This window comes from Candidatus Binatia bacterium (assembly GCA_036563615.1).
Taxonomy (GTDB): domain Bacteria; phylum Desulfobacterota; class Binatia; order UBA12015; family UBA12015; genus DATCMB01.
Window position 1 is genome coordinate 1 of sequence record DATCMB010000021.1, and the last position, 22,754, is coordinate 22,754.

Sequence of the window (22,754 nt, forward strand, 5' to 3'; positions counted from 1 at the left end):
GCGTCGCGGATCTCGTCGTGGATCTGCTGCACGAGCGCGCTTGCCAGCTCCGGGTCGAGGTACGCCCCGCTCGCGTCGCCGCTCTCGCCGCGCACCGCCTGCGCGCGCAGCACCTCCGGCAGCTCGCTCCCGGGCGCGCTCGCCGCGCGCGCCGCGGCGGCAGGCGCGCCGTCGAGCAGCCCCTTGCCCTCGCACTCGAGGACGAAGTGCCCGGGGATCTCGTCCGCGACGAAGAAGTCCGCGACCGCACCGTCGACACAGGCTTCGTTCGTGGGAAACACGCCGTGCGTGTAGGAGCGCGTGTTGTAGATCAGGCTCGCGTTGCCGAGCAGCTCGTAGGTCGCGAGCGCGCCCGCGAGCGGCGTCGCGGGGTCGTACTGGTCCTGCACCATGAGGATGTTCGGCACGCGCCGAGCGCGATCCACGTCCGGCTGCACGACCGTCGGCCCGCCCCACTCGTCCGTGCAGTTGAGCCCCCCGAAGAACGCGGGCGCGACCTCACGCAGCTCCGCGATCTGCTGGTTCCAGTACGCCGGATCGGTGGGCGACGGGGTGTCGTTGCAGACCACCGCAATGTTGACCGCAGTGTCCGCAGGGACCTCTACCGGCTCGGTGTCCTCCTGCTCGAGCTCGAGGGCCCAGAAGAACAGCGCTTCGGCTGCCTCGCGCATCTGCTGATCGATCGCATCGTCCGGTGCGAAGCGGCGCTCGGCGATGCGCCGCATTACCTCGTCCGGCGGCGCGTCGGGGAACTCGCGCATCACCTCGGCGACGCCCTTCGCCGCACCGAGCTGGACGACCACCTCGTCCGCGCGTCTCTGCGAGAACAGCCTCAAGTAGAGCTCGCCGCTCAGCACGGTCTGCAGCTCGACCGGCAGCGAGCCGAAGATGCCGCGGATCTCCTGCGGCGACGTGCCGAGCCCGAAGGTCGCGTCCTTCGTCGCGGCGTACGGGCTGACGATCTCGTCAAGCACAAATTGCAGTGCAGGCGGCTGATTGAGGCCAATGGTCGTGAGCGTCCCCGTCGCATAGTCGAAGACGCTGTCGATCACCATGCGGTCGACGCGCTCGGGAAAGCGGCTCGCGTACCAGATGCCGAGCCAGGTGCCGTACGAATAGCCGAGGTAGCTGAGCTTCTCGTCACCGAGCGCCCGACGGACGAGGTCCATGTCGCGCACGACCGCGTCGGTGTTGATGTACGGCGTGAGCGGGTTCGCCTGGCACGCCCGCGCGTTGAGAAGCTGGTTCTCGTAACTCGCGGCCAGGTTCTCCGGCGTGAAGAGGACCGTGGGCAGGAACGCCACGCGATAGGGCTCGTCGGAATGGCAGGTCAGATTCGTGCTCGAGCCCACCCCGCGCGGCGAGAAGCCGATCACGTCGTACTCGTCCGAGACCCGCCGCAGCTGGGCGCCGAGCGGCGTCGACGGATCGGCCAGGGCGAAGAGCGCTCCTATCCTCACCCCGAGGCGGAGGCCGTCGCCGCCCGGGCCGCCGGGGTTCACGAAGATCGCGTTGCGTCGCCGCGACGGATCGCCCGCCGCGACGCGCGACAGCGCGAAGTCGATCGTGCCCTTGCGCGGGTCGTCGTGATCGAGCGGCACCGCAACCGTCGCGCACTGGAGCCGCTCGCCGAGCTGCTTGATGCTGTCCGGATCGCTGACCGACGGATCGCAATCGTGCCACGCGATCTCCGGCGTCGGCGGCGCGGGTGCGTCCGAGCACGCGGCCAGCATGGCCGCGGCCAGGTAAGTCGCGAGGATCCTCGTCTTGCTACGCGCGCCCATGCCGACCTCCGAGCGATGGCCGCGCCCGCCGCGACCGTGTTCGCAAGACATCGGACGGCGCTCGACGAGACTTGAGCGCGCTCGAAGCGCGGCTCCGGCGGCACGATCGACCGCGACTGGTATGCTTGACGGTCCTCCGCTCAGCGTGCGCGGACACCGAGTCCGGCGGCAGCCGCGGCGCGGACCTCCTCGCGGATGTGCCGTCCGAGGTCGCGCGCCAGCTCCGGGTCGAGGTAGGCGCTGCTCGCGTCCCCGCGCGCGCCGCGCACGGCCTGAGCGCGCAGCGCCTCCGGCAGCTCGCTCGCCGACTCGCTCCCCGCGCGCGCCACGTCGGACGACGTCTCGTCGAGCAATCCCTTGCCCTCGCACTCGAGGGCGAAGTGCCCCGGCACCTCGTCGGCGGCGAAGAAGCTGAGGACCGCGTCGTCGACGCACGTCTCGAAGGTCGGGAACACGCCGTGGGTGTAGTCGCGCGTCCGGTAGATCAGGCTCGCGTTGCCGAGCAGCTCGTAGGTCCGGAGCGCACCGGGGAGCGGCGTCGCGGGATCGTACTGGTCCTGCACCATCAGGATGTTCGGCACGCGTCGCGCGCCGTCGACGCTCGGCCGCACCGTCGTCGGCCCGCCCCACTCCTCCGTGCAGTTGAGCTCCAAGCGATCGTGGAAGTACGCCGGCGCGACGTCGCGCAGCTCCGCGACCTGCTGGTTCCAGAACTCCGGATCGGTGGGCGCCGGTCCGTCGTTGCAGGTCACCGACTTGTTCACGGCATCGAACGGCTCGAGGGTCACGGGCTCCGTGACGCCGCTCGCGAGGTCGAGGGTCGCCTCGAGCAGCTCGGCGGCGGCCTCGCGCATGGCGTCGTCGACCTCGTCGTTCGGCGCGTAGCGGTGCTCGGCGACGCGCACCTCGAGCTCGTCCCGCGGCGCATCGGGGAACTCGCGCAGAACCTCGCCGACGCCCTTCGCGGCGCCGAGCTGCACGATCACCTCGTCGGCCCGATCCTGCGAGAACAGCAGCGAGTAGAGCTCGTCGCTCAGCACGGTCTGCAGCTCGACCGGCAGCGACCCGAAGATGGCGCGGATCTCCTCCGGCGACGAGCCGAGGCCCAAGATCCGGTCGTAGGTCGCCGCGTACGGGATCACGAGCTCGTCGAGCACGAACTGGAGCGGCACGGCCTGGTCGTTCCCCAACGCCGTGAGGCTTTCGTTCGTGTAGTCGACGGTGCTGTCGAGCATCCAGCGGTCGACGCGCTCGGGGAACCGGCTCGCGTACCAGATGCCGAGCCAGGTGCCGTACGACGTGCCGATGTAGCTGATCTTCTCGTCGCCGAGCGCGCGACGGGCGAGGTCCATGTCGCGCACGACCGCGTCGGTGTGGACGTACGGGGTCATCGGGTTCGCGCGGCACGCGCGCGCGTCGAGGAGCTGGTTCTCGTAGATCGCGTTTAGGTTCTCCGGCGTGAAGGCCGTCGTCGGCAGGAGCTCCACGCGGTAGCTCGCGTCGAGCGTGCAGGTGAGACGCGTGCTCGAGCCGACGCCGCGCGGCGAGAAGCCGATCACGTCGTACTCGTCCGATACTTGACGTGCCTTCGCGCCGAGCGGGGTCGTCGGATTGCCGGTGGCGAAGAGCGCGCCGTAGAACGCTCCGAGCACGAGCCCGTCGCCGCCCGGGCCGCCCGGATTCACGAAGATCGCGTTGCGCCGCCGCGCGGGATCGCCCGCCGCGACCCGCAGCAGCGCCATCTCGATCGTCCCCTTGCGCGGATCGTCGTGATCGAGCGGCACCGCGAGCGTCGCGCACGCGAGCCGCTCGCCGAGCTCGGTGCGGAATCTTTCCGGGACGAGCGACGGATCGCACTCGTGCCACACCAGCTCCGGCGTCGGCGACGACGCGTCCGAGCACGCGGCCAGCACCGCCGCGACGATCCCCAAGGCGACGATCCTCGTCCTGCTCCACACACCTGCCACGTCAGTACCTCCGAACGATCGAACGAATGGCCGCGACCGCGGCTCCAGCTCTCCCGAGGGGTCGGCGCTCAGCGCCCGCCGACACCTCGTGCGGCGAGCGCCGCGTCGCGCACCTTGTCGTGGATCCGCCGTGTGAGCGTGCGCGCCCACTCCGGATCGAGGTACGCGCGGCTCATGTCGCCGCTCGCGCCGCGCAGCGCTTGCGCGCGGAGGGTCTCCGGCAGCCCGCTTCCCGAAGCGCTCGCCGCGATCGCCGCGTCGGCAGGGATCTGGTCGCGCAGCGCATCGAGCAGCCCCTTGCCCTCGCACTCGACGACGAAGTGCCCGGGGATGTCGTCGGCGACGAAGAAGTCCGCGACCGTCACGTCGACGCACGCTTCGCCCGAGGGGAACACGCCGTGCGTGTAGGAGCGCGAGTTGTAGATCAGGCTCGCGTTGCCGAGCAGCTCGTAGGTCCGGAGCGCGCCGTCGAGCGGCGTCGCAGCGTCGTACTGATCCTGCACCATGAGGATGTTCGGCACGCGTCGCGCGCCGTCGACGCTCGGCCGCACGACGGTCGGCCCGCCCCACTCCTCCGTGCAGTTGAGCTCCAAGCGATCGTGGAAGTACGCCGGCGCGACGTCGCGCAGCTCCGCGGCCTGCTGGTTCCAGAACTCCGGGTCGGTCGGCGCAGGTCCGTCGTTGCAGGTCACCGACTTGTTGACCGCGTCTTCCGAATGCAGCGTCACCGGACGGGTGATCCCGCTCTTCAGGTCGAGAGCGTTCGAGAGCAGCTCGCCGGCCGCCTCGCGCATGGCGTCGTCGACTTCGTCGTCCGGTGCGTAGCGCCGCTCGGCGACGCGGACCTCGAGCTCTTCCCGCGAGGCGTCGGGGAACGCGCGCATCACCTCGCCGACGCCCTTCGCCGCCCCGAGCCGAACGACCACGTCGTCGGCCCGCTCCTGGTCGAAGAGAAGCCCGTAGACCTCGTTGCTGAACACGGCCTGCAGCTCGACCGGCAGCGAGCCGAAGATCGCGCGGATCTCCTCCGCCGACCGGCCGAGCCCGAACAGCGGGTCCAGCACCGCGGCGTAGGGAATGATGAGCTCGTCGAGCACGAACTGCATGGGCACCGCTTGAGCGTTGCCCGTCATTGCCAAGCTCTCGAACGTGTAGTCGACGGTGCTGTCGAGCACCATGCGGTCGACGTGTTCGGGAAAGCGGCTCGCGTACCAGATGCCGAGCCAGGTGCCGTAGGAGAAGCCGAGGTAGCTGAGCTTCTCGTCGCCGAGCCCGCGGCGGACGAGGTCCATGTCCTGAACGACCGCGTCGGTGTTGATGTACGGCGTCAGCGGATTCGCGCGACACGCGCGCGCATCGCGCAGCTGGTTCTCGTAGATCGCGGCCAGGTTCTCCGGCGTGAAGACCGTCGTCGGCAGGAGCTCGACCAGATAGTTCTCGTCGAGCTGGCAGACGAGGTTCGTGCTCTGGCCGACCCCGCGCGGCGAGAAGCCGAGGATGTCGTACTCGTCCGAGAGCTGGCGGAGCTTGGCGCCGATCGGGTCGTTCGGATTGGCGTTCGCGAACATCGCTCCGTAGTCGGCTCCGAGCTCGAGCCCGTCACCGCCCGGACCGCCCGGATTCATGAAGATCGCGTTGCGCCGCCGCGACGGATCGCCCGCCGCGACCCGCAGCAGCGCGAGGTCGATCGTGCCCTTGCGCGGGTCGTCGTAGTCGATCGGCGCCTCGATCGTCGCGCACGTGAGCCGCTCGCCGAGCTGCTCGATGTAGTCCGGATCGATGACCGACGGATCGCACGCGTGCCACACGATCTCCGGCGTCGGCGGCGACGATGCGTCCGAGCACGCAGCCAGCACGGCGGCGGCGATTCCCAAAGCGACGCTCCTGATCCTGTTCTGCACGTCCCCCCGTACCTCCGAACGATCGAACGAGGCCGCGGCCGCGACCCAAGTTCCGGAAGGATCGGCTGACGCAGAGCGGCGCTTTAGGCGTCGAAGCGTCAAGCGTCGGCCGCTGCACGCGCCTGCTCGAATCGCGAGGATCCCGGCGCGGTCAGCGGTCGTACAGCACGCGGATCACGACGAACCACGGGTAGCGCGCGTCGAGGACGCGGCCGTCCGGCGTCGCGAGCGTGCCGGAGTCGGTCACCGGGACGTGCTTCAGCGTGACGCTGTCGCCGACGTTGCCGCCGACCACCGTGAGCGACCCGGGCATCGCCTCGACGACCAGGTCGCAATGCCCTGCGAAGTCGGCCGGCAGATCGTCGAAGCGGATGCCCTTCGAGCGGTCGCGGCCCATGCAGATCAGGTCGCCGGGCTGCGGCGGGTACTCCTCGGGGCGCTCGGCGCGGATTCGCAGACCTTCCGGGTCGGTGAGCGCCGCGTTGACGTAGGTCGCGTGCGACGCCGCGTAGGGGAAGCCGTCGCGCGCGCCCGCGATGCGCATGACGTAGGAGACGAACGCCGCCGACCACGCGTACCTCGCGTCCTCTTCGGGCGGGAAGACCGCGCCGCGCGCGTCGTGCCGTCCCGTCCATCTGGACTCGCGGCTGCCCGCGTCCTGCCCGAGCCACCAGTACTCGCCGACGCGCTGCCAGAGACCCGAGGTGCGTTCGGGGGTCGCGTCGCTCGGCATGTCGCGCTCGGGGTCCGGCGGAGCGTCGTCGATGCGCGAGCCGAACGCGCGCCACTCGCGAAGCGCGACGCCGATCGCGGCGTCGCGCGAGAACGGCTCGTAGGGAACGCGCGCGAAGGGTGGCACGTGCGCGTCGGGCGCCGGCGCGAGCGCCGCGCAGCCAGCGAGCGCGGTGAACGCCGCGAGCGCGAGCAGCGCGGCGAGGCGTGCTCCTACGCGCGGAGTGCTTCGAGGTAGGTCCACGCCTTCGGCAGCGACACGTCGCGGTGGAAGTGACGAGGCGGCACCCGCACCGCAGCGTCCGGGCTCCAGCGCATCGGCTTCATGACCTCGACGATGTCGTATCGCGCGCCTCAGAGAAACGGCACCCGCCGCCACAACCGACGCACGCCCGCCTGCATCACCCCCGGCGCGAGCCGCGTCGCGACGTCGATCGCGCGCGTGTCGCGTCCGATGAGCACGCGCGCGCGACCTGCGTCGACGGCGCGCACGATGCGGCGCGCGACCTCCTCCGGCGGCAGCCCCTGCGCGAGGAACTCGGCCTCGCGGTCGCGCTTCGCGGGGTCGACGGCGTGGCCGCGGCGCACGATGTCGGTCGCGGTCGCGCCGGGGTAGATCGCGCTCACGCGCACGCCGCTGCCCTGCAGCTCCGCGGCGAGCGCCTCGGTGAACGCCTTCGCGGCGTGCTTCGACGCCGCGTACGCCGCCTTGGTCGGCAGCGACAGCAGCGCGAAGTCGCTGAGCACGATCGCGAGATGCGCGCGCTCGCCGCGCGCCGCCGTCGCGCGCAGCGTCGGCACGAAGCTGCGACACGCGTGCACGACGCCCCAGAAGTTGACGTCCATCGTGCGGCGGAAGACGTCGAGCGGCAGCGCCTCGACCGGACCCGCGGCCGAGATGCCGGCGTTGCACACGAGGAGGTGCACCGTGCCGTGCGCGGCGAGCACGGCGTCGCGCGCCTCGTCGACCGCGGCGACGCTCGCGACGTCGCAGCGGTGCGTCGTCGCGTTCGCGAGCCCGGAGGCCGCAGCCTCGAGCGCCGGCCCGTCGACGTCGAGCAGCGCGACGCGCGCGCCGCGCGCCGCGTACGCCCGCGCGAGAGCACGCCCGATGCCGCTCGCCGCGCCGGTGATCACCACGGTCGGCGACGCCGACCAGCCCGCCTGTGCCATCGTCCGCATCGGCGAAGGCCGCTAGCATGCGCGCGCCGAGCGCGCCGCGTCAGCTGCAGACTCCGGAGGACGCCCGTCGCCGACCGGCTCGCGAACGGCTCGTTACGCGCGACCGCTACGGCACGCCCGCGACCGGCTGCATGTCGACGTCGCATGCGCCGCCGACGGTCGCGGTCGCGATCTCGACGCCGCTCGTGCACTCCGGGTCGCGCGCGCGCACGCGGCAGGTGATCGCGAGCGGACGTCCCGTCGAGAGCCAGCTCGGCACCTTGCGATGCCGTCCGACCTCGCCGCGCGAGCAGCCGGGCGGCGTTCCCCACGGACGGCAGCTCTTGCTCGGCTGGAGCGTCACCTTCCGCGCATCGAGCAAGAATCCCGGGTAGCGGTCGGCGGTGCGCAGCACGTCGCGCCGCGGCGTCTCCTCGACCGTGACCGCGCGGAACGCGTAGCCGCTGCCGCGCTTCTCGCCGACCTCGACGCGCGTGCCGGCGATCAGCACGAAGTCGTCGCCGCGACGCGCGACGGCGCCGGAGATGTACTCGACGCGCGGCTCGTTCGGGAAGCACTTCCCCATCGCCGGCGGATGGTAGTAGTGGCGCAGCGTCGCGAGCGTCGCGGGGTCGATGCCCGGGAAGAGCTCCGCGAGCTCGGCGTCGTCGGCGAACAGGATGCGCTCGACGTCGAGCACCGACTGCTCGTACATCGCCTGCAGCTTCGCGTAGCGCTCGTCGCGCGCGAGGTCACGGCGCAGGAAGCACGACGCGAGCCCGGTCACCTGCGTCAGCACCTCGTCCCAGATGTTGTACTGCGAGACCTTCGACGCCACGCCGACGACGTCGCCGGGAAAGCGGCAGCCCTGCGCGCGGCTGCAGGCGCGCGCGCGGTTGCGGATCGAGAGCGCGATCACGTTGCGCTCGCACGCGCCGTAGGCGCCGCAGCCGCGATCGAGGTGCGCCTCGTAGATCGCGGTGCGCATCGTGTAGTCGAGGGCGCGCGCGCGCTCGACGACGTCGGCGCCGAAGCGCCGTCCCTCGCCGCGCGCGAACGCGTCCCAGGCCTCCTCGAGCGCCGCGCGTCGGCCGATCAGGCGACGCTGCACCTGCGCGCAGTGCTGCGACTCGTGGAACGCGCGCACGACGGGGTCGAGCGTGCTGCGCGCCGCGCCGCCTCCGCCGCTCGCTCCGTCGTCGCGCGCGGCGGCGCTCGCGGCGCGCGGCGGGTCGAACCACGGTGCCTTGTCGAGCGTCGCCAGGTGACGCACGTCGATCACGCGGTCGACGCCCGGCGGGCAGTGGTGGTTCTCGACGGTGAGCGTCTGCCGGCGGGCGAACGTCTCGCGGTACGCCGCCGTGTCCTCGGGCACGGCGCGCCGCGCGTCGACCACGACCTCGAAGCCGACGAACGGCGTCCCGGACGCGTCCGTGAGCGGCTTGCCGTCGCGGATCACGAGGCACGGGATCACCGACGTGCCCTGCGCGAGCGAGCCCGCGACGGCGCCGACGCCGCGCTCCGCGAAGACGTCGGCATCGTAGGTCGGGACGTCGAGCGGCCCGTCGAAGCGGTAGACGGTCATGAGCGGCGTCGCGGGGACGCGCGCGTGCGCGGCGGACGCGAGACACGTCGCCAGCGTCGCGAGCGTCGCGACCGACAGCGTCAGCGCGGCGAGCGTCGTCCGCGCACGCGCTACCGCCCGGTACGCCGCCGCCAAGAGCGAGAACCCGGTCGACTTCCCCTCGAACAACCAGCGCGTCGGGTGCGCGCGATCAACCCTTCCCCCCACGCACGACAGCGTATCGGACGGCGCGCCCCACGAGCCAGCCGTCGCCGCGGCGCCCAGAATCGGCCGTGGCAGCAAAAATCAGTTTTTTGTCGGAAACGATCATCGACCCGGCGCGCTCGCCGCTGCTACGCGTCGCCCCGTGTCGTCGCGGAGCGCTCACGCGCGCTCGCCGATCGAGAGGGAGACGTGGGCATGACAAGGACGTCAGGCACTGTTTTCGCGATGGCGCCGGGCGGCGCCGCATGGCTCCGTGCAGGGCTCGTGGCGGCAACCGTCGCGCTCGGCATCGGTACCGGCTTCGCAGCATTGCCTCCGAACTGCACGGGGAAGAATCCCGTCACGTGCACCTTCGCATACAACGGCACGGACGGCACCGACGGCAGCGTGCAGACGTTCACCGTGCCGGAGAAGGTCCGCGTGCTCACCATCGACGCCTGGGGCGCGCAGGGCGGCGGCGAGCTCGGCGGGCTCGGCGGTCACGAGCGCGCGATGATCGGCGTCACGCCCGGCGAGACGCTGTACATCCACGTCGGCGGCCAGCCCGGCGGATCGACGGGCGGGTACAACGGCGGCGGAGACGCTCACCTCGGCCTGGCCGGAGGCGGTGGCGCGAGCGACGTGCGCCGGGCGCCGGGCGGCCTGAATGACCGCGTGGTCGTCGCCGGCGGTGGCGGCGGCGAGGGTGAGAAGAGCCCGTTCGCCATCGGGTTGCCGACGACCCCCGTCGAAGGCGGCGCCGGCGGCGCGATGCCGGGGACGCGCAGCCCCGCCTGCACGGAGTCGATCTTCGCCGTCTGTGGCGGCGGCGGCAGCACCACCGGCGGCGTGGCCGGCTTCTGCGTCAACAGCACCGGCAAGCCGTCCGCCGGCGCCGAAGGCGTGGGCGGATCCGGCAACACCTGCGGGGCCGGAGGCGGCGGCGGGTACCTCGGTGGCGGCGGTGGAGGCCTCGACGGCATCATCGAGAACGGCGAGACCCTGTTCTTTGGTCCGGGCGGCGGCGGCTCGGGCCACGTCCTGGATGGCGTCCGCCAGCTGCAGGAGCAGGGAGTGCGCTCGGGGCACGGCTTGGTGACCATCACGTACGGCACCAAGCCGGTGGTGCCGGTCGGCAACGTCGTGTGCCCGTGGATCTCGGGCACGGCGAAATTCGCCAAGCCCCTGAAGAACACGCCGAGCACCAAGCCGGTGAAGCTCACGCTGAAGCTCACGGGCAGCTGCGACGGCTCGGGTGTGGTGGGAGGCAAGGCGCCGATCACCGACGTCACCGTGAACGCGACCCTGCAGCTCGAGGCGGGCGCGACGTGCTCCCTCGCCCCGTACGCAGCGAGCAAGCCGCAGAAGCTGCAGGTGAAGTGGCAGGGGCGAAATGCCCGCAACAAGCCGATCATGGTCGCCACGACGAAGACCACGATCGCGGAGCCGTTCCAGTACTCGGTGAACGCATCCGAGTTCCAGCTTCGCAGTCCGGTGCTGACCGATCCGAAGAAGCCCTTCGTCAACGACAACGTTCTGATGGTGATCGGCGTCCTGGTCCCACCGGCCGTGCAGCAAGCGATGTGCGAGTCGCGCGAGGGCTTGAAGCAGGTCGACGTCGTCGGCGGCATCGCCGCGTTCGACTTCGTGCCGTAGGCGCGCACGGCCCCGACCCGTCACGACCCGCCGCGCGCGGCACGGACGCGCGCGGCGGGTTTCCCTCGCTGCCGCTCGAGCGCCGCCCCCGACGGCCCGCGAGGTTCGCGCTGCGCCTCCCGCTCGCGCGCTCGTCTTCCGCGTCGGCGCGTGTGATGATGCGCGCCGGCCGAGCGTCGAGACGGACGACCGGCGTCGGTGCGCAGACCGCGGGTCCGCGCCCACAGCACGTCCGCCGACCGCTCGCCGCAACGAGCCATCACCAGCAGCGGAGGAGCAGGACATGGCGGATCACGTCGCAGGCAAGTCGATCATCGTCACGGGCGCGGGCAGCGGCTTCGGTCGGCTGGTTTCCGAGCGCCTCGCCGCGCGCGGCGCGAAGGTCGCCTGTGCCGACGTGAACCTCGACGCGGTCGAGGCGGTGAAGAAGGCGATCACGGAGCGAGGCGGCTCGGCGCTCGCGCTGCACGCGGACGTCGCGAACCTCGCCGACATGCGCGCGCTCGCGAAGGCGACCGTCGACGCCTTCGGCGCGATCGACGTGCTCGTGAACAACGCCGGCATCATGCCGCTCGCCTTCTACGCGGACCACGCGGCCGCGGTCGACGCCTGGCACCGCTGCATCGACGTCAACTTGAAGGGCGTCCTGAACGGCATCGTCGCGGTGTACGACCAGATGATCGCGCAGGGCCGCGGCCACGTGGTCAACCTGTCGTCGATCTACGGCAACTACCCGGTCGTCGGCGCCGCGGTGTACGGCGCGACCAAGGCGGCGGTGAACTTCCTCTCCGAGTCGCTGCGCGTCGAGACGCGCGGCAAGATCAAGGTCACGATCGTCAAGCCGACCGGCGTGCCGACCACGGGGCTCGCCGGCACGGTGATCAACCAAGCGGCTGCCGTCGGCATCCTCGGGCAGAACACGAACGAGTTCATGGAGATGTTCGCGCAGATCACCGAGGGCCGCTTCCCGGCCGAGAACCTCGACCCGGAGAGCATCGCCTACCCGAGCCTCGCGCCCGAGTTCATCGCCGACGCGATCGTGCACGCGATCGACCAGCCGTGGGGCGTGTCGATCGGCGACGTCACGGTGCGCGCCGCGGGGGATCACTTCATTCTGTAAGTGCTCCCGAAGTCGCAGCGGCCGCGCGCGCCCAAGCTCGGCCGCCCCTACGCCACGGCGAGGAACGCGAACGGCGCCGCCTCCTCGAACGCGCCGCTCGCGTCGCCCGCGTAGACCATCATCTCCTCGTCGCCGAGCCGCAAGCGACGCGTCGGCGCGCCGGCGCCGAAGTCGAGCTTCTTCATCTCGACCCAGAAGGTGTTCGGCGACAGCGCCGACTCGAAGAAGTAGCGCCGCGCCTTGTGGTCGAAGACCGTGCGCCAGCGCGTGGTCGAGATGTTAGGCTCGTTCGGCGTCGAGATGCCGTACGGAACGGAGACGTTGCGCAGCACGCTGAACACGCCGGCCACGGCGAGCCGCTGATCCTCGGTCTTCGGGATCGCGTCGATGTAGAACGACGCGCGCACGAAGCGGTCTGCCGCGCGGTTCGTGCCCGGCAGCATCACCGTGCCGCCGATCTCCCGCCAGTACTCGTTGATCGCGAGCTGCTTCTCGAAGATCGGCGAGTTGGTCATCACCTGGTAGCGGCGGTCGTGGTGGATGGTTTGACGCCCGTCGACGTACTCGACGATCGCGCTGTCGCCCGACGCGTCCGAGATCGCGAGGTGCAGCGTCGCGAGCCGGTCCTCGCCGGGCACCTCCGCAGTGGCGATGCGCAGCGGCGTCAGGGTCAGAGCCTTCACCGCCTCGGCGACGGTCGCGAAGTTGTCGAGGACGTACTGCGCCCACAGCGAGAGCGAGATCGCGGGGCCGCCTGCGTCCCGGTCGGGGTAGCGCGATTCGGCGAGCCACAGCAGGTTGGCCGCGAGCCCGGCCTCGTTGGCGCCGTCGGTCGTGCAGACGTCGTAGGCGGTCGCGACCAGGCTGCCGTACTTCGCGGTCCATTCGATCGAGCCCGGACCGGCGAGCCCGCCGCGCCGCACGCCGCGCGGCAGCGCCCACAGGTTCGTCGCGAGCTCGGTCTTCCAGTCCATGCTGCGCCCGGTGACGATGCGGTCGTCGACGCCGAGGTACACTACCCGCGTGCACATGACGGCACTGTAGATTGCGGACCGGCAGGATTGCGAACCGGGCCACGGGTCGCGTCGCCCCGGGACGACGCCGCAGCGCTCGCCAGGGTGCACGGTCAGCCTTCTCTGCCCTTGACGGAGTCTTTGCCCCGTTCCGCTGGCGTCGGCGCCGCGGACGCGCTCTGATCCGGGCGTCGTGGTCGACCAGAGCATCTTCTTCCAGACGCCCGCCTGGGTCCTGGCGGTCTTGGTTATTGTTACCTTGACGATCGCGATCGAGATCGGCTTCCACCTCGGCAAGCGGGCGGCCGAGCGCCGGGCGCGCGAGGAGGGGGACGCTTCGATCGGCATCGGCGCGATCCAGGGAGCGGTGTTCGGCCTCTTCGGCCTGCTGCTCGCGCTGACCTTCTCGTTCGTCATGGGCCGGGTCGACGCCCGCCGCCAGCTCGCGGTCGCCGAGACCAACGCGATCGCCACCGCGTACCTGCGCTTCGACGTGCTGCCGGAGGCGTCGCGCACGGCGCTGCGCAGCCAGCTCCGCGAGTACGTCGACCAGCGCGTCGCGCTCGCACGGTCGAAGAACGATCCCGAGATCGTCGAGAGCGCCACCCGGCGCGTGTCCGAGCTGCAGGCGTCGATGTGGTCGATCGCGGCGGCGCACGTCCGCGAAGCCCCGGAGGCCGGCGCCTACGTCTTCGTGCTCGACGGCCTGAACGACGCGTTCGCGCAGAAGACCGCGTTCGACGCGGCGATGTTCGGGCACCTGCCGCCGTCGGTGCTGGCCTTCCTCGTCCTCACCGCGACGGTCGCAGCCATCGTCGCCGGCTACGCGCTCGGCCTCGCCGGACGCCGCCACCAGGCCGCGACCGCGTGCTTCGTCGTGCTGACGACGCTGGTCGCCTACGTCATCCTCGACCTCGACCGTCCGCAGCGCGGGCTCTTCCGCGCGCCGGTCCGGGCGATGCTGCAGCTCCAGGCGTCGATCCGTGCCGAGCAGCCGTGAGCGCAACCGCGACCGCGCTCTGAGCCGCACGCGCGCCGAACGCGACCCGCGGCAGCGCCTGCTCGCGCGTCAGCCAGCTCGGGGCGCGCTGGTCATGCCGTCGCGTGGCGGCCGGCCGTGCGCCGGCTCAGGCAGAGCAGCCCCCACGCCAGCACGAGCTCCAGCATCAGCTTCGAGCTCTGCGTGACCAGGATGTCGTGCGCGATCGGCTCCGCGGCCTGCTCGGGGTGAAGCATCCGGCCCGTGCTGCCGAGCCCCGCAGCTCTCCCAGCTCGCGAACGCGAAGAACAGCGTCGAGCCGAGGAGCAAGCTTCTGCTCAGTCGGTCGACCGTGCCCGGCGCCTGCTGCACGAGCACGCCGACGATGAACACGAGGATCACGCCGCCGAGAGGAGGTAGAACCACGCGCCCGGCTTCGGCAGCGAGGGCCACGCCAGAACACCAGCCACGCGAGCCCCGCGACCGCGATCTGCTTCGTGTGCAGGCCCTCGCGCGCGGAGTACGCGAGCGCCAAGCACAGGACGCCGAGCTGAAACGAGTACATCGAGACGAGCGTCTCGACGGCGCCGATCAGCACCGCGAGGTCGAAGCCGTTGCCGCTCGCCGACGTGCCGCCGCGCTCAAGGAAGCGCACGTAACCCGGCAGGGCGACGTAGTTGCCGAGCACCGCGTAAAGCAGAAGAAGGATGCCGTCACGCCCAGCGCCGTGCTCGGAACCTTGCGATCCGCCTGGCTCATAAGGTCCTCCTCGCAAGAGGCCTCGAGCCGCGCCGCCACCTCGCGGCTTCGCGACGACACGGGACGTCGGGCGACGAAGCGCCGCAGCCGACGGCAGACTTCCGCCGGCGGCCCGGCGTCAAGCGGAGGGAATCCACCGACTCCCCCGTGGGACGCCCGCGCTGGGAAGGCGCAGCGCCGAGGCCCTCCTCAAGTGTTTCGCCAGATCGCCGAAGGCCCTTCGGGAGGGCTGTGCCATGGGGTCGATCCGGAGCTCGCTGCGGTACGGCGTGGCGGTCGCGGCGCTCGCGCTCGCGACGGTGCAGAGCGCGGGCGCGACGATGTCCGAGCTCCACTTCCTCGAGCTGGAGCCCATCGGGACACCGTGGTTCGGCGCGCGCGAAGCGGTCCCGAGCCCGGACGGCGCCTACCTCTACGTGGCGACGACGGAAGACTTCGGCTCGGGCGGCGGCGTCGCGGTCTACGCCCGCGATGCGTCGAGCGGTCTTCTCGATCCCGTGCAGCTGCTTCACACGGGGCGCGCGCACTCCATCGCGATCAGCCCGGACGGCGCTCACGTCTACGTGGCCGTCGCCGGCGGATTCACGATCTTGACGCTGGCGCGTGACGCAGAGACCGGCACGGTGAGCCAGATCTCGTCCGTTGCCGGTCCGGAGGCCGGCACCGACGGGAACGACCTTCTCGTCGTGAGCCCGGACGGACGGCACGTCTACGCGGCCGGCTCGGGGGTGGTCTGGTACGAGCGCGACCCGGAGAGCGGCGCGCTCGGCTTCGGCGGCCGCATCGACGATCCCTTCCCCGAAGTCCCCGGGTCCGAGCTCGGCTTCGCGAGCGCGCTGGCGATCAGCCCGGACGGGAAGAGCCTCTACGTCACCGACGACGACCGACACTCGCTCCTGGTCTTTACTCTTGACGACGTGACGGGCGAGCCGACCGCGGTGCACGGCTTCGTCCAGGGCGATGACGGCATCGATGGGCTCACTCAGGCGGCGAACGTCGAAGTGAGCCCGGACGGCCGGAACGTCCACGTGAGCGGACTGCTCGACGACGTGGCGTCCTTCGCACGCGACCCCGACGACGGAACCCTCACCTTCCTCGGCGTGGCCACCGGCCGCGGCGGCGACGCCACGACGCTCGCGATCGCGATCAGCCCCGACGGCGGGCGGCTCTACGCGCCCTCGATCTCCCCGCCGCCCTGCTGCGTCAACGAGCTCTTGGTGTTCGCGCGCGATCCCGAGACCGGCGAGCTCGCGAGGGTCGAATCCGTGCGCGCGCAGCAGGCGCCCGACTCCAACGGGCTCTCCGCCCTCAGCTCTGCGGTCGTGAGCCCCGATGGACGCCACCTCTACGTGAGCGTGGGACTCCTCGGCGTCGCCGCGTTCCGCATCGACCCACTGTGCGCGCCCGAGCCGCTCGCGTCGTGCGCGGAGCAGCCGGCCACGGCGAAGAGCGCGCTCGTCGTCCACGACCGCCCGGGAAGCGACAAGGATTCCCTCGACTGGCGCCTGCAGCGCGCCGACGTCGCGCGCGAGGCGCTCGGCGATCCGCGCACGGACACGGACCTCGCGCTCTGCGTCTACGCGGCGCAGGGCGACGCGTGGCGGCAGATCTCGCAGATCCACGTGCCCGCAGGCGGCACGTGCGGCGGCAAGCCCTGCTGGCGGCCGCTCGGCGGTGCCGACGCGCGGCGCGGCTTCGTGCGCCGCGACCCGCGGGCCGAGCACGGCGGCCTGCGCGAGCTCGCGCTGCGCGTCGGCACCGGCGGACGCGGCAGCGTCGTCGCGCGCCTCAAGGGCGACACCGACGGGGTGAGCGTGCCGAACCTGCCGCTCGCCGCCGATCGCGTGGTCGCGCAGCTCGCGACCGAGGGCGGCGCGTGCTGGCAGAGCACGTTCTCCGCGCCCGCGCTGGCGAGCGACGCGCGCCGCTTCCGCGACCGCGGCGATTGACGCCGCGGCGAGCGCAGCGCGATCCGGAACGCGTGTCCCTCGCCCGGACGTAGGAGCTCGGCCGCGGCGTGACGCCGGGAGCGCTCCCGCGCTTGGCGTCCGCCGTCCCCGGACGGCGCCGAGACAGGCGCTTGCGCGTCGGTGAAAGTGGCACTAGTAGTGTCACTTTCGCAGCGAGGTCACGATGCAGCCAGCTCCCGATCGCGCGCGCCGGCGCTTCCGGCGCACCCCTCACGCTCGAAGCACGCTCGAGATCGTCGTCCTCGCAGGCGGCCGTTTCGTCCGGCCGCTCGCCAGGTGAGCGCCGTCATGCGTCGGCGCTTGCTCTGGCTCCTCGCGGCGGTCGCGGTGCTCGGCCTCGCCGGCGCCCTCGCCTTCCAGCGCTACTGGTACTACCTGCCCGGCCTGCTCGCGGAGCTTCGCGATCCGGTGCAGCCGAACCGCGAGGTCGCGTGGGAAAGCGGCCCCGAGACGCCGGGCGCCCCGCCCGGCGAGCGGCCGCCCAACATCGTCCTCATCGTCGCCGACGACCTCGGCTACAACGACATCACGCTCTCGGGCGGCGGGGTCGCGAACGGTGCCGTCCCGACGCCGAACATCGACGCGCTCGCGAAGGAAGGCGCGAACTTGACGCAGTCCTACGCCGGCAACGCGACGTGCGCGCCCTCGCGCGCGGCGATCATGACCGGACGCTACGCGACGCGCTTCGGCTTCGAGTTCACGCCCGCACCGCTCCAGTTCGCGCGTCTCCTGGGCCACACGCTGAACGGCGAGCACCCGCCGATCTACCACGCCGAGCGCGAGAAGGACGTGCCGCCGATGGCGGAGATGGTCGTGCCGGCGAGCGAGATCACGCTGCCGCAGCTCCTGAAGACCCGGGGCTACCGCACGCTGATGCTCGGCAAGTGGCACCTCGGCGAGACGCCGACGGCGCGGCCCGAGGCGCGCGGCTTCGACGAGTTCCTGGGCTTCCTCTCGGGCGCGTCGCTGTACGCGCCGGTGAACGATCCCGACGTCGTCGAGTCGCGGCAGGACTTCGACCCGATCGACAAGTTCCTGTGGGCGAACCTGCCCTTCGCGGTCGTCAAGAACGACGAGCCCGGCCGCTTCGCGCCGTCGAAGTACATGACGGATTACCTCGCCGAGGAAGCCGCGAAGGCGATCACCGCGAACCGCAACCGTCCCTTCTTCCTCTACGTGGCGTTCAACGCGCCGCACACGCCGCTCCAGGCGCTCAAGTCCGACTACGACGCGCTCGCCGGCATCGAGGACCATCGCCTGCGCGTCTACGGCGCCATGATCCGCGCGCTCGACCGCGGCGTCGGCACCATCATGGAGAGCCTGCGGGCGAACGGCCTCGACGAGAACACGCTGGTCATCTTCACGAGCGACAACGGCGGCGCGCACTACGTGGGCCTGCCCGACGTCAACAAGCCCTTCCGCGGCTGGAAGGCGACCTTCTTCGAGGGCGGCATCCGCGTGCCGATGCTCGTGCGCTGGCCCGCGCGCATCGCGCCCGGCACCGTGCTCGGCGGCGCGGTCGGGCACGTCGACATCTTCGCGACCGCCGCCGCGGCGGCCGGCGCCGAGCTGCCGCGCGACCGCGTGGTCGACGGCGTCGACCTGCTGCCCTTCCTCACCGGCGTCGAGAGCGGCGCGCCGCACCAGACGCTGTTCTGGCGCTCGGGCGGCTACTGGGTGCTGCTCGACGGCCGCTGGAAGCTGCAGCGCGCGGAGCATCCGGACAAGGTGTGGCTGTTCGACCTCGAGAACGACCCGACGGAGAAGACCAACCTCGCCGAGACGCGCCCGGACGTCCGCGACGCGATGCTCGCGAAGCTCGCGCAGATCGACGCCGAGCAGGCGAAGCCGCTGTGGCCGTCGCTGCTCGAGGGCGCGATCGTCATCGACCGCCCGCTCGACACGCCCGCGGTGCCCGGCGAGGAGTACGTCTACTGGTCGAACTGACGCCGCCCGCCGTGGCTTGACGCCCGGCTCACATCCTGACGCGCTCACGTCGTTCCGCTGCGCGCGCGCGGCGCGCACGAGACGCGGCGTCGTCGCGGTTGACAGCCTTCTCCGACGCGCCCTAAGTGTCGTGCCCTCGTAGGAAGCGTCCGACGAGAGCACCGAGCACGATGGCGATCCTCTACCGACGCAGGACCGTCCTGCAGCTCCTCGCCGCAACCGGCGCCGCGACCGCGCTGCCGTGGCTGCCCGGCTGCAGCGACCGCGCGACGAGCAGCACGCCGGCGCGCTTCTTCACGCCGGAGGAGCGCGCGGTGATCGAGCAGCTCGCCGCGGCGGTGGTGCCCGAGGGCGGCACGGTCGGCGCGCTCGGCACCGACGCGGTCGAGTACATCGACCGCTGGCTCGCGGCCTTCGACGACGATCCGCCGCAGGTCTACCGCAGCGGACCGTTCAGCGGCCGCACGCCGTTTCCCGATTCCGCGACCGGCCAGCCGAGCGAGCGCTTCCCAGAGAACGACTTCCTCGACGTCCTGCCGCTGACGCGCCTGCAGGAGCTGTCGTTTCGCATCGAGCTGCTCGGCGCGGCGTCGGTTCCGAACGGAGCGGTGAACGCGGCGCTCGCGGCGAGCGATCCCGACGCGCCGCTCACCGGCACGTGGCCCGGGCTGCAGGCGCTCTACCGCCAAGCCGTCGTCGATCTGAACGCGTACGCCAGAGAGCAGGGCGCGCCCGACTTCGCCGCGCTCGACGACGCGCAGAAGCTCGCCGCGCTGAACGCGACCGACCATCGCTTCGTCGACGCGTTCCTCGCGCACCTCGCGGAGGGCATGTTCTCGGCGCCCGAGTACGGCGGCAACCGCGGCCTCGCGGGCTGGCGCGACTACACCTTCGACGGCGACAGCCAGCCGCTCGGCCACACGCTCTTCGACGCGACCACCGAGACGCTCTACGACCGCCCCGACCAGCCGAACCAGACGCTCGATCCCGCACGGCCGAACGACGGCCTCGAGCCCGAGGTCGAGAGGTTCGTCGACGTGATCACGCGCGTCCAGGGCGGCGTGCGCTTCTTCTGAGCTTGACGAGGCCCGCGATGGCGCTTCCCTCCCGCGTCCCGAACGTGCTCGGCGAGACGAGCCTCGACCGCTTCGACGCGATCGTGATCGGCTTCGGCGCGGGCGGCGGCGCGGCGACGCGCGTGCTCGCGACCAACGGGCTCAAGGTCTGCGTGCTCGAGGCCGGCAACAACTACTTCCTCGGCCTCGACGACCCCGCGCCCGGCAACCCGGTGTCGCTGTTCTCGAACGACGAGCTCAAGATGACCGCGCGCGAGCTGATCCGCCAGCAGGCGCGCATCGAGCCGCGCACCTTCCGCGAGTCGGAGGCGGACGGTCCGCGCAAGCTGATCGGCGCGGTGCAGAACCTGCCGAAGACGGTCGGCGGCGGCTGGGTGCACGCCGACATGAAGACGCCGCGCTTCACCGAGTTCGACTTCCACCTGGGCACGCTGCTCGGCGACGTCCCCGGCGCGAGCTTCGCCGACTGGCCGCTCGATTACTGGGAGCTCGAGCCGTTCTACGGCGCGGCCGAGCGCCTGCTCGGCGTCGCGGGCGACGCCGACGCCGATCCGTTCGCCTCGCCGCGCTCGGGGCCGTACCCGATGCCGCCTGGCGCGCGGATGTACGTCGACAACCTGCTCTCGGAGGGCGCGCGCAAGCTCGGGCTGCACCCGTACCCGTTCCCCGGCGCGCAGAACACGCGCTTCTACCGCGGCCGTCCGCCGTGCAACGACTGTGGCTTTTGCAGCGGCTACGGCTGCCCGATCAACGCCAAGGGCTCGGTCGCGATGCAGCGCGACGCGCTGCTCACCGGCAACGTGCAGGTGCGCTACAACTCGATCGCGACGCGGCTCGTGACCGACGCCTCGGGTCGCCGCGTCGTCCGCGTCGAGTACCTCGACCCCGACGGCAACCCCGCGAGCGTCGCCGCCGACCACGTGCTGCTCGCCGCGAGCCCGATCGAGTCGACGCGCCTCTTGCTGCTGTCGGATCCCGGCGGACCGGGGCTCGGCAACTCCTCGGGGCTCGTCGGGCGGAACCTGATGTTCCACCACCAGACGATCGGCGTCGGCATCTACCGCGAGGACCTGCACGGCGAGCGCGGCAAGTCGGTGTCGGGCGGCTTCTCCGACTTCCGCGGCGTGCCGAACGATCCGAACCGTCCGCTCGGCGGCGTCGTCGAGTTCGGCACCAACTCGGAGAAGATCGTCGACGCGCTCCAGTACATGCGCCTCGGCTTCCGCGGCGAGACGCTCAAGAGCTTCCTGCGCTCGAGCCCGTTCGGACGCCACATCGCGGTGCTGATCATGCAAGGCGAGGACGCGCCGCAGCCGACCAACCGCGTCGACCTCGACCCCGACGTCAAGGACATCCACGGCCTGCCGGTGCCGCGCATCACCTACGCGCCGCACCCCTTCGAGATCATGGCGCGAATGTTCTACGGCCCGAAGCTGATCGAGCTGCACGGCGCGGCCGGTGCGCAGTTCGCCTTCGTCGCGCCGAACTACGACGGCGGCCCGACGCCGACGACGTCGCACATCATGGGCACGATGCGCATGGGCAACGACCCGAAGCTGTCGGTCACCGACCGCTTCTGCCGCTTCCACGACGTCGAGAACCTCTACAGCGCCGACGGCGCGCCGTTCCCGACCGGCTCGGGCTACAACCCGACCTTGACGATCCAGGCGCTCGCGATGCGCACCGCGGGCGCGATCGTCGACCCGTTGCGCCCCGAGGCGGTGATCGAAAAAGACGCTTGATTCGACCGCCGGAGGCCGCACCACCACGCGATCGCGCCACTCGAGGACGCTCGACCTTGCGCCGCGGCCGCGCGTCGTCCAAGCCTGCTGCGTGAGCCGGCTCGCCCATCACCTCCGTGACGTCGGCGCCTTCTGCTGGCGCGTCACGCCCCCGCGCCTGCGCCGCACGGAGCTCCTGCGCAAGCTGTTCGGCAGCGCCGCGCTGCGCGTGCGCTACCGCACCGGTCCGCGCTTCACCGAGGCGATCCTGCGCTGGATGGAGCCGAACCGCGGGCACGTGATGTACGACACCTGGCTCGACTACGCGCTCAGCACGAACCTGCGCGGCGCGCAGGTCGTCGAGATGCTGCAGCAGTACCAGCCGGTGCGCGGACGGCGCGCGCTCGACGTCGGCTGCGCCTACGGCGGCTTCAGCGTCGCCTTCGCAGAAGCCGGCGGCGAGGCGGTCGGCATCGACCTCAACGACGAGCTGCTCGCGTTCGCGGCGCTGAACGTCGCCGACCGGCGCGCTCCGGTGACGCTGGCGCGCGTCGACGTCACCGACGTGCAGCGCATGGCCGATCTCGGACGCTTCGACTTCGTCACCTGCAGCGACGTCATCGAGCACGTGAATGACGTGCCGGCCGCGCTCACGAGCCTCGCCGCCGCGCTGCACCCCGGCGGCATCCTGCACCTGCAGATCCCGAACGGCGAGTCCTCCGCGGCCGTGCTGAAGGATCCGCACTTCCAGGCGTTCGGCATCACGCTGCTCGAGGGCGAGGACGCGCAGCGCTACTTCGCGGAGGGGCGCTTCGGCCAGGCGTACGACGTCGGCTTCTACCTGCGCCTCGAGGACTACGCGGCGATGCTCGCGCAGCGCGGCGTGACGCTGGTCGGCGGCGACGTGCGCAACCCGCCGGCCGATCCCGAGGCGGCGCGCCAGCGGGTCGAGGGCCACCTGCCGGAGATCGAGGCGGCGCTCGCGCGTACGGCGTCCGACGAGCGCCTCTCGGAGACGACGCGACGCACGCTGCACGACGCGGTCGCGCGCTGGCTCGACGGCGTGCGCGCCGGGCTCGCGGGCATCGCGGACGAGCGCGATCCCGCGCGGCGCGCCGAGCGGCTCGGCGCGTTCGTGCGCCGCTTCGCGATCGACTGCTGGGACATCGTCGCGCGCAAGACCGCCTGACGAGTTGCAGC

Annotated in this window: 16 protein-coding genes; 8 read left to right on the forward strand and 8 right to left on the reverse strand. The window is 71.6% G+C overall.

The features are described from left to right. From VIS07_17135 to VIS07_17160, 6 genes are all read right to left on the reverse strand, one after another. Positions 1-1,784, reverse strand: a 1,784-nt coding sequence (locus VIS07_17135) for an alpha/beta fold hydrolase (GenBank protein ID HEY8517236.1), incomplete at its 3' end; no start/stop codon positions are given. A 140-nt stretch (positions 1,785-1,924) separates the two neighbouring features. After that, positions 1,925-3,715, reverse strand: coding sequence for an alpha/beta fold hydrolase (locus VIS07_17140; GenBank protein HEY8517237.1), 1,791 nt, complete (start codon positions 3,713-3,715; stop codon positions 1,925-1,927). Positions 3,716-3,819: 104 nt separating this feature from the next. After that, complete coding sequence (locus tag VIS07_17145) at positions 3,820-5,625, reverse strand: alpha/beta fold hydrolase (protein HEY8517238.1); 1,806 nt, start codon at positions 5,623-5,625, stop codon at positions 3,820-3,822. Positions 5,626-5,803: 178 nt separating this feature from the next. Next, a complete protein-coding gene (locus tag VIS07_17150) occupies positions 5,804-6,628 on the reverse strand; it encodes a DUF2272 domain-containing protein (protein ID HEY8517239.1) in 825 nt (274 codons plus the stop codon). Between the two features lie 110 nt (positions 6,629-6,738). After that, a complete protein-coding gene (locus VIS07_17155) occupies positions 6,739-7,566 on the reverse strand; it encodes an SDR family NAD(P)-dependent oxidoreductase (GenBank protein ID HEY8517240.1) in 828 nt (275 codons plus the stop codon). A 106-nt stretch (positions 7,567-7,672) separates the two neighbouring features. Next, on the reverse strand, positions 7,673-9,337 hold the full coding sequence (locus VIS07_17160) for a hypothetical protein (GenBank protein HEY8517241.1): 1,665 nt from the start codon (positions 9,335-9,337) through the stop codon (positions 7,673-7,675). 261 nt (positions 9,338-9,598) lie between these two features. Here VIS07_17160 and VIS07_17165 point away from each other — a divergent pair, with 261 nt between their 5' ends. After that, positions 9,599-10,969: a glycine-rich protein gene (locus VIS07_17165; GenBank protein ID HEY8517242.1), complete on the forward strand. Its 1,371-nt coding sequence runs from the start codon at positions 9,599-9,601 to the stop codon at positions 10,967-10,969. Positions 10,970-11,252: 283 nt separating this feature from the next. After that, a complete protein-coding gene (locus tag VIS07_17170; protein HEY8517243.1) occupies positions 11,253-12,089 on the forward strand; it encodes an SDR family oxidoreductase in 837 nt (278 codons plus the stop codon). A 47-nt stretch (positions 12,090-12,136) separates the two neighbouring features. Here the strand turns inward: VIS07_17170 and VIS07_17175 are convergent, their stop codons facing one another. Further along, entirely contained in the window at positions 12,137-13,120 is a 984-nt protein-coding gene (locus VIS07_17175; protein ID HEY8517244.1) for a linear amide C-N hydrolase, read from the reverse strand. A 175-nt stretch (positions 13,121-13,295) separates the two neighbouring features. Here VIS07_17175 and VIS07_17180 point away from each other — a divergent pair, with 175 nt between their 5' ends. After that, a complete protein-coding gene (locus tag VIS07_17180) occupies positions 13,296-14,102 on the forward strand; it encodes a hypothetical protein (protein ID HEY8517245.1) in 807 nt (268 codons plus the stop codon). 92 nt (positions 14,103-14,194) lie between these two features. Here the strand turns inward: VIS07_17180 and VIS07_17185 are convergent, their stop codons facing one another. After that, a complete protein-coding gene (locus VIS07_17185) occupies positions 14,195-14,338 on the reverse strand; it encodes a hypothetical protein (protein HEY8517246.1) in 144 nt (47 codons plus the stop codon). 738 nt (positions 14,339-15,076) lie between these two features. Between VIS07_17185 and VIS07_17190 the strand changes: the two genes are divergently transcribed. The 5 genes from VIS07_17190 (at position 15,077) to VIS07_17210 (ending at position 22,743) form a co-directional block, all read left to right on the forward strand. Further along, the gene (locus VIS07_17190) at positions 15,077-16,789 is read left to right on the forward strand and encodes a beta-propeller fold lactonase family protein (GenBank protein HEY8517247.1); all 1,713 of its coding nucleotides are present in this window, start codon (positions 15,077-15,079) and stop codon (positions 16,787-16,789) included. A 309-nt stretch (positions 16,790-17,098) separates the two neighbouring features. Further along, positions 17,099-18,757: a sulfatase-like hydrolase/transferase gene (locus VIS07_17195; protein HEY8517248.1), complete on the forward strand. Its 1,659-nt coding sequence runs from the start codon at positions 17,099-17,101 to the stop codon at positions 18,755-18,757. Positions 18,758-18,927: 170 nt separating this feature from the next. Then, positions 18,928-19,833, forward strand: coding sequence for a gluconate 2-dehydrogenase subunit 3 family protein (locus VIS07_17200; GenBank protein ID HEY8517249.1), 906 nt, complete (start codon positions 18,928-18,930; stop codon positions 19,831-19,833). A gap of 17 nt (positions 19,834-19,850) precedes the next feature. Further along, positions 19,851-21,575 carry a GMC family oxidoreductase gene (locus VIS07_17205; protein HEY8517250.1) on the forward strand — a complete coding sequence of 575 codons (1,725 nt, stop codon included), beginning with the start codon at positions 19,851-19,853 and terminating at the stop codon, positions 21,573-21,575. A gap of 91 nt (positions 21,576-21,666) precedes the next feature. Next, positions 21,667-22,743 (forward strand): class I SAM-dependent methyltransferase, encoded by a 1,077-nt coding sequence (locus tag VIS07_17210; GenBank protein HEY8517251.1) that lies wholly within the window; start codon positions 21,667-21,669, stop codon positions 22,741-22,743. Positions 22,744-22,754 lie beyond the last annotated feature (11 nt).

Coding starts and splice junctions, on each gene's coding strand:
- VIS07_17190 (HEY8517247.1), top strand. CDS start 15,077: ATGGGGTCGATCCGGAGCTCGCTGCGGTACGGCGTGGCGGTCGCGGCG.
- VIS07_17175 (HEY8517244.1), bottom strand. CDS start 13,120: ATGTGCACGCGGGTAGTGTACCTCGGCGTCGACGACCGCATCGTCACC.
- VIS07_17195 (HEY8517248.1), top strand. CDS start 17,099: ATGCGTCGGCGCTTGCTCTGGCTCCTCGCGGCGGTCGCGGTGCTCGGC.
- VIS07_17155 (HEY8517240.1), bottom strand. CDS start 7,566: ATGCGGACGATGGCACAGGCGGGCTGGTCGGCGTCGCCGACCGTGGTG.
- VIS07_17205 (HEY8517250.1), top strand. CDS start 19,851: ATGGCGCTTCCCTCCCGCGTCCCGAACGTGCTCGGCGAGACGAGCCTC.
- VIS07_17170 (HEY8517243.1), top strand. CDS start 11,253: ATGGCGGATCACGTCGCAGGCAAGTCGATCATCGTCACGGGCGCGGGC.
- VIS07_17185 (HEY8517246.1), bottom strand. CDS start 14,338: ATGCTTCACCCCGAGCAGGCCGCGGAGCCGATCGCGCACGACATCCTG.
- VIS07_17200 (HEY8517249.1), top strand. CDS start 18,928: ATGGCGATCCTCTACCGACGCAGGACCGTCCTGCAGCTCCTCGCCGCA.